This window comes from Pseudoalteromonas sp. BSi20652 (assembly GCF_000239855.1).
GTDB lineage: Bacteria > Pseudomonadota > Gammaproteobacteria > Enterobacterales > Alteromonadaceae > Pseudoalteromonas.
The window spans coordinates 1-6,080 of sequence record NZ_BADT01000283.1; the positions used below are offsets into that span (position 1 = coordinate 1).

Annotated in this window: 6 protein-coding genes; 2 read left to right on the forward strand and 4 right to left on the reverse strand. The window is 37.3% G+C overall.

Going from position 1 to position 6,080, the window contains the following annotated elements:
* Positions 1-506: 506 nt before the first annotated feature.
* From sbcB to P20652_RS21565, 4 genes are all read right to left on the reverse strand, one after another.
* A complete protein-coding gene (gene sbcB, locus P20652_RS00090; RefSeq protein ID WP_008173137.1) occupies positions 507-1,958 on the reverse strand; it encodes an exodeoxyribonuclease I in 1,452 nt (483 codons plus the stop codon).
* A 469-nt stretch (positions 1,959-2,427) separates the two neighbouring features.
* Positions 2,428-3,363, reverse strand: a complete 936-nt coding sequence (locus P20652_RS00085; protein WP_008173138.1) for a hypothetical protein — start codon at positions 3,361-3,363, stop codon at positions 2,428-2,430.
* A 143-nt stretch (positions 3,364-3,506) separates the two neighbouring features.
* Positions 3,507-4,328, reverse strand: coding sequence for a hypothetical protein (locus tag P20652_RS00080; protein ID WP_008173140.1), 822 nt, complete (start codon positions 4,326-4,328; stop codon positions 3,507-3,509).
* Between the two features lie 131 nt (positions 4,329-4,459).
* Positions 4,460-4,591 (reverse strand): S24 family peptidase, encoded by a 132-nt coding sequence (locus P20652_RS21565; protein ID WP_008173141.1) that lies wholly within the window; start codon positions 4,589-4,591, stop codon positions 4,460-4,462.
* Positions 4,592-4,704: 113 nt separating this feature from the next.
* Between P20652_RS21565 and P20652_RS00075 the strand changes: the two genes are divergently transcribed.
* Complete coding sequence (locus tag P20652_RS00075) at positions 4,705-5,517, forward strand: alpha/beta fold hydrolase (RefSeq protein WP_008173143.1); 813 nt, start codon at positions 4,705-4,707, stop codon at positions 5,515-5,517.
* Between the two features lie 188 nt (positions 5,518-5,705).
* Positions 5,706-6,080 (forward strand): hypothetical protein (locus tag P20652_RS19430; RefSeq protein WP_033018316.1); only part of this gene is annotated, 375 nt, incomplete at its 3' end.

Genomic DNA, 6,080 nt, shown 5'->3' on the forward strand with positions numbered 1-6,080 from the left:
CTTCTCTTTGTGAATAGTAGTTTTATTTAAGTAATTAAAAGCTGTGCTTTTCACGTGAGCAAGCTCTACGTTTACCCTAAAGTATAGATTTGTGGTTGTTTCGTAGACGCCAAGCGTGCTTGCGTGACGGGCAAAGCCCGTAAAAGTGATTTATTCACAAAGAGATTATGAGGCGCTGCGCTTTTAGAGTAAGTGATTAATTTAAAGCTATTCTTGGCTTATGTTTTCTCATTTACTTCTCATTCGCTTCTCTTTGTGAATAGTGTTTTATTTAAGTAATTAAAAGCCCGTAAGATTTATTCACAAAGAGGTTATGAGGCGCTGCGCTTTTAGAGTAAGTGATTAATTTAAAGCTATTCTGGCTTATGTCTTCTCATTTACTCCTCATTCGCTTCTCTTTGTGAAGTATATTTTGCTTTTTTTGAAGTGGTACAGATATTTATCAACAAAAACGCGACACTTTATTGCTAAAGCGTCGCGTTTTTTAATGCGTTATACAAACAAAATTACATGCTTTGAGCGTAGTTATACAGCGCCTTTAAAATTGTAAGATTTTTTTCGCTGTCGTCATGCTCATGCGCTAGGTTTTCAAGGGTGATCATAAAATCTTGCGCGTTAATCGATGGTTGATCTTCGCTGTGCATTAACTTGTTTTGGCAATACTGGCGCCATTGGTCAAGCTCTTGCTGGTTGAGCGTTTCAGGCCAGTTACGGGCGCGGTATCTAAACAATAACGTATTAAACTTTTTATCTTCAAAGTCTAACTTCAACCCAGCTAATTCATCTGGTTTTGCATCACGAATAATCGCAAATTTAGCTTTATCAGCATGGCTTGTAAACCCATCGTAAAGTAGGTAGTCAACGTTAGTGGTTGCGCTGTAATCGCCTTGCTCGTTAAACACTTCGGTTACTTTATCGCGAAGGTCGGTATTGGCTTTTAAAATAGCTAAGTTAGCTAAGCACTGCTCGCGATCAATCCCAAGGCGGGCGGCATTTTCAGGCAATAATGTTTTAGCTGGGGCTAAAATAGGGCACTTGTTTAAATGCACCAGCTTTAAACCAACAGGTAAATCGCCCTCGGCTAAATCTACACGTTTGGTGTATAAACGTTTGCGTAACTCTTCTACGTTTAAATCAATGAGTACTTGTGGGTTTTGGGTTAAATCAAAACAAATAACCGCGTTTTTATTTACCGGATGAAAGCTCATTGGTGCAACCCAGCTTGTACAGCCTTGTGTTGCAGGTATGCGCGACGTGGTATGCACAAGCGGCGTCATGTTAAATACATCAACCAATTCAGCAAGGGCTTTTTTGCCACGCAGCCCAAAAAAGAAGTTATACAGCTTTGGTTGTTTTTCTTTTATTAGCTTAGCCAGTGCAATCGTGGCGGTTACATCGCTTAGTGCATCATGCGCAGCGGCGTGTTCAATACCATTGGCTACCGTTAAATGCTCTAGCTTAAAGCTTGGGCTGCCGTCTTCTTTTAACGGCCATTCAATGCCTTCAGGGCGCAGTGCGTAACAAGCACGTACTAAATCAATAATATCCCAGCGGCTATTGTTATTTTTGTATTCACGCTCGTATGGGTCGTAAAAATTACGGTAAAAGCTATAGCGACTTACTTCGTCATCAAACCGAATACTGTTATAACCGGCAACACAGGTGTTTGGCACGCTAAATTCGGCATGAATTTTTGCTATAAACTCAGCTTCAACTAAGCCTTTTTTCATCGCCACTTGTGGCGTAATACCCGTAATTAAACACGCCTCAGGGTGAGGCAAGTAATCCGCTTGCGGCTTACAATATTCAATAAGCGGCTCGCCAATAATATTTAAATCAAGATCGGTACGAATACCCGCAAATTGGCTCGGCTTATCCTTTTGTGGGCTTGCCCCCCACGTCTCATAGTCGTGCCAATAGATTGTTGCTTGGTTCTCTTGATAGCTTTCATTATTCATTCTATGTCTTAGCCCTTTAAATTTACGGGTTGTTAGCGCTACTCAGTTTCTTTTTGTATTTTCGAGTTTCTTTTAATTGACGCATTGTGTATAAATTTCTTGCTAACTGTTTATAAAAAATTAAATGGCGATCAGTGACACCAAATTAAGAAAGCTGCTAGGTAAAAATCAAACACCGTGCGTATTATCGCATAGAGATAGTTTAAGTGTAAGGCTATCAGCCAAGGGGTAATCCACCCAAAAAATAACAAAAAGCCCGCATTAGCGGGCTTTTAAATATCTAAACTGTTGGGCTATGGCCCTGTAAATTCACTTGATTTCATAACAACCTCCAAAGATTTAATGGTGTCGCACTCATGTCGCACTCATGTCGCACCAAATAAGGCTTGTATTGAGTATATGACAACAGATCATAACTATCAATATTAATTAAATACTAATTAAATACTAATTAAATACTAATTAAATACTAATCAGGTAGTTTCCAGCTTTCAAAATGGACAATAATTTTTTCCCCAGGCACGCATGCTCCAACTTCAAATTCATGCATTCTGCCAGGCTGTATTTGAAACATCTCATCTTCATCATTGGGAATACCTACACGAATATCAATCACATGTTGGGTCTCATTACATAACTTTACACTTTGGGCTTCAGTGTAACGCGGTGGGGTAAATCTTACTGTATCAGTAATGGGCTGCCAAATCCAAGCTGCTGTTAGATAACTAGCTGTTTCACCGGGTTCTAATTTTAAAGAAAAGGTTTCGCTGAATTCAGGATTAGCTTTAGTAAGCGGCTGAGTACCATTTAATATCCGTCTATTTTTACTAGGGTCATGTAAATCAAATAGTACCGAAATATCATTAACTTCTCCTAAAAGAGGACTATCAATTTCTACTAAGTCTAGTTTCACTCCGTAAGACATTGAGTCTGTAGCGTAATGATGGTTATTGTGAATATTCTTGATTACACAATTAGTTTTTGACATGACTTTTATTGCGCCATAAGCTTCTGAAATTTCTTGAATAATTATTGTTCTTTCTGTTATTGGGCTGATACAAGCAAGGGCTGAAATTTTGTTTCCTAAGAACTTACCAAGCGGTGAATCAGAGTCAGCATCTGGAAATATATATTCAATCTTGGTCGCGAGTTTTTCTTCTTCAGGACGCTTAATGGAAATAATAGTAATAGCTAAACCTACAACAGTGAAGAAGATTAAGCTATCTAAAGCCGATGTTGCATAAGAAATAGAAAAATTAGTTGGTTTCCATTGGATTCCATTAATATGGTCCATTATCGAAGGGCAAAGAGTTTTTGTGTAAATGAGCCACCCTAATACCCATAGAAGATAAACACCCGCAGAGAGGCATAATATTTTCCAATACCGTTTAAAAAAACTATTCATAATAATTCCTTGTAAAAATAACTTTGCTAACTAATGCGCAGTTGCCACTTATTGGTATTAATAGCTCTGGCTAGTTGTGGTTTGTGGCTTTTAAAAACTTTTGGTCGCTTTCAATTATGAGCTGCTTAAATGTGCTTGTTTCTCTACTCATTACTACTGGAGGCAATAACTCTTCCTCCGTTACTTTTATTTAGGTCATACAGAACCCATTCTTTTATAGAATTTTCTTTTAACATTTGTCTTATGTTACTAACATTGCCCCCACCATTTTTTGCAACCAAGCATTGTCCATAACCCCATTCATTGCCTAAAAAACCGTTAGCTGCAATAAAAGCGGTGTAAGTCTTGTCATTTTCAGAATAGAGAAGTGCATATTTAAGAGATTCATTATAAATGAAGCCATTAAATTTTCTGCTTGATTTTGTTATTTGGACAGATGAAAGACCTTTCTTAATATTAGGCTCTTTGCATTTGATATATTCGGAGTCACTTTGCAGAATTATCGTAATATCTAAAAGATCTGGAGTGTATTCACAGCCATTTAAAGATAATTTACTGTATGGAGGTATTTTTACCTTATTTGATGAGTGGGCAGATATTACCAATGGTTCTTTGAATTTAATTAGTTCTAAGTGACTATTACCCTTAAACTCGGCCAATATACTTTTAATAACTAACGGCTTATCTTTGCAGTTAGTTAAAACCACTGAGCTAATGTAATCAGGTTTGAAGTATTCGGAAGTTATAGTGCAAGTTGCGAGAACTTCATTACCAAACTTTTTAAGCCCTAAACGGATAGTTAAATAAGTAGCTAGTATAAAAAAGAAAGGTTTAAAATGCGTATTGATGATATCTAGTAAAGCTGTATAGCCTCCTGAAAGTATTGACGGTATTTCATCTATGATTGTTCCTATTAATATTAATAGTAAACAGATAAGTACATTAAACACAGTAGTATTTTGCATGTTAGTCATCCTTGAGTCTACAAAAATTTACCTGTAAATATAACTTTGCCAACTAACGTATAATTTCCATTAATTGGTATTAGTTGTTCTGGCCAGTTGGGGTTGGCGGCTTTTAGGAACTTGTGGCCATTTTAAATAATGAGTTGTTTAAAAGTGGCTTGGTTGTTGTCTAGGCGGGCTACTACATACGAACCGAGAAAGTACTCTGCTTCAAGATCTACAAAACCCATATCATGCTCATTAAACTTTGGTGCTATGTTCACGTATTTTAAACTCTAAAGGCTCTAATTTCATTTGTACCTAACATTACTAGAAACTATACATAAAAATGCTTAATATTGTAAGATTATTTCAATAGCACTACCCATTTATAACAATGAAACCATTAATAAAAGTTATTATTTATTGCTCACTTTTCATCTCACATAGTGCTTTAGCTGGACTGGCTAAAGTTCAAGTAAATGGCTTTGACGTTGAATACGAGCTAGCTGGTAAAGGTAAACATACTATTTTACTTGAAGCGGGCGGCTCTGCTGGTTTAAGTGATTGGGACCCGGTTTTTGAATCACTTACCAAGCACGGTAAAGTTATACGGTATTCTCGTATTGGTAATGGTGGTTCTACGCAAATAAAGAAAAACTATAGCTCAGAAGAATATGCAGCTGAGGCTGTATTATTACTCAAAACACTGAAAATAGAAGAGCCTGTTGTGTATGTTGCGCACTCTTATGGTGCTTATATTGCGCGTGTATTTGCTTCAACATACCCTAATCAGATTAAGGCGTTGATGTTAATTGAGCCTGCATCAGAGCACGATGTAGATATTATGCGCGCGATTGATTTGCCACGCGCTGAAAAAGAAATTGCAGCAATAAAGCTCGACGATATGAAAAATGGAATGTCGAATCAGTATTTAGATTTTTGGGCAAAACGCCCGCTACCTAATTATCCACAAATTACTGATATACCCGTGACAGTAATTGCCTCAGTTAAAAAGTATAAAAAGCCATCTGTATTATTTTTTACCGACAAAGCGCGTGAAATGTGGGGCGACTTACATTCAAAGTGGGCTAATGCCTTTCCTCGAGGTGAAATAGTAATAACAAATAAGAGCTATCACTACCCGCAAAAAGATGAGCCAGAAATGGTTGTAGCCCAAGTAGTTAAGTTACTAGAACGCACTCAATAAGTTTAAGTTTCGTTGGTTGTTTTTATAAATACCAATTGCCGTAAATTAGTAATTTGGCATTAGACTAAAGTCTATAAGTTAGATTTATTCACTTATTAAGTTTGTTTTAATCGTTTGTCGGTTTTGTGTTAATTCTCTAAAGTTCAGTTGTCGGCAACAAGCACGGCTTAACCAACAGGACTACGACCATGAAACTTACTCTTATCAAAACTATCGCTCTTAGCTCACTACTTACATGTTCAGCTGCTGCAATGGCTGAGCAAAGTGATTACAAATTAATGGTTATTGAAACTGCAACAGCGCCACAGCCACTTGAGCAATCATTTAATAGCTGTGCTCTGAATGTTAAGTCAAAAAATTACGCACAAGCCGAAGCAATTTGTACTAAAGCAATCGCACTTTTAAAAGACGCAGATGGCCCTAAATTTAAAGTACGCCAACTTACGTCATTCGCATTAAGTAACCGTGGTGTTGCACGTTTAAAAGCGAATAACGACACGGCTGGTCTTGCTGATTTATACGAAGCAAACCAAATGTCTAACAGTACAATGGTATCGCACAAC

Excerpts from the sequence above, each read along its gene's own strand:
- sbcB (WP_008173137.1), bottom strand. The coding sequence starts at position 1,958 with ATGAATAATGAAAGCTATCAAGAGAACCAAGCAACAATCTATTGGCAC.
- P20652_RS00085 (WP_008173138.1), bottom strand. The coding sequence starts at position 3,363 with ATGAATAGTTTTTTTAAACGGTATTGGAAAATATTATGCCTCTCTGCG.
- P20652_RS00080 (WP_008173140.1), bottom strand. The coding sequence starts at position 4,328 with ATGCAAAATACTACTGTGTTTAATGTACTTATCTGTTTACTATTAATA.
- P20652_RS00075 (WP_008173143.1), top strand. The coding sequence starts at position 4,705 with ATGAAACCATTAATAAAAGTTATTATTTATTGCTCACTTTTCATCTCA.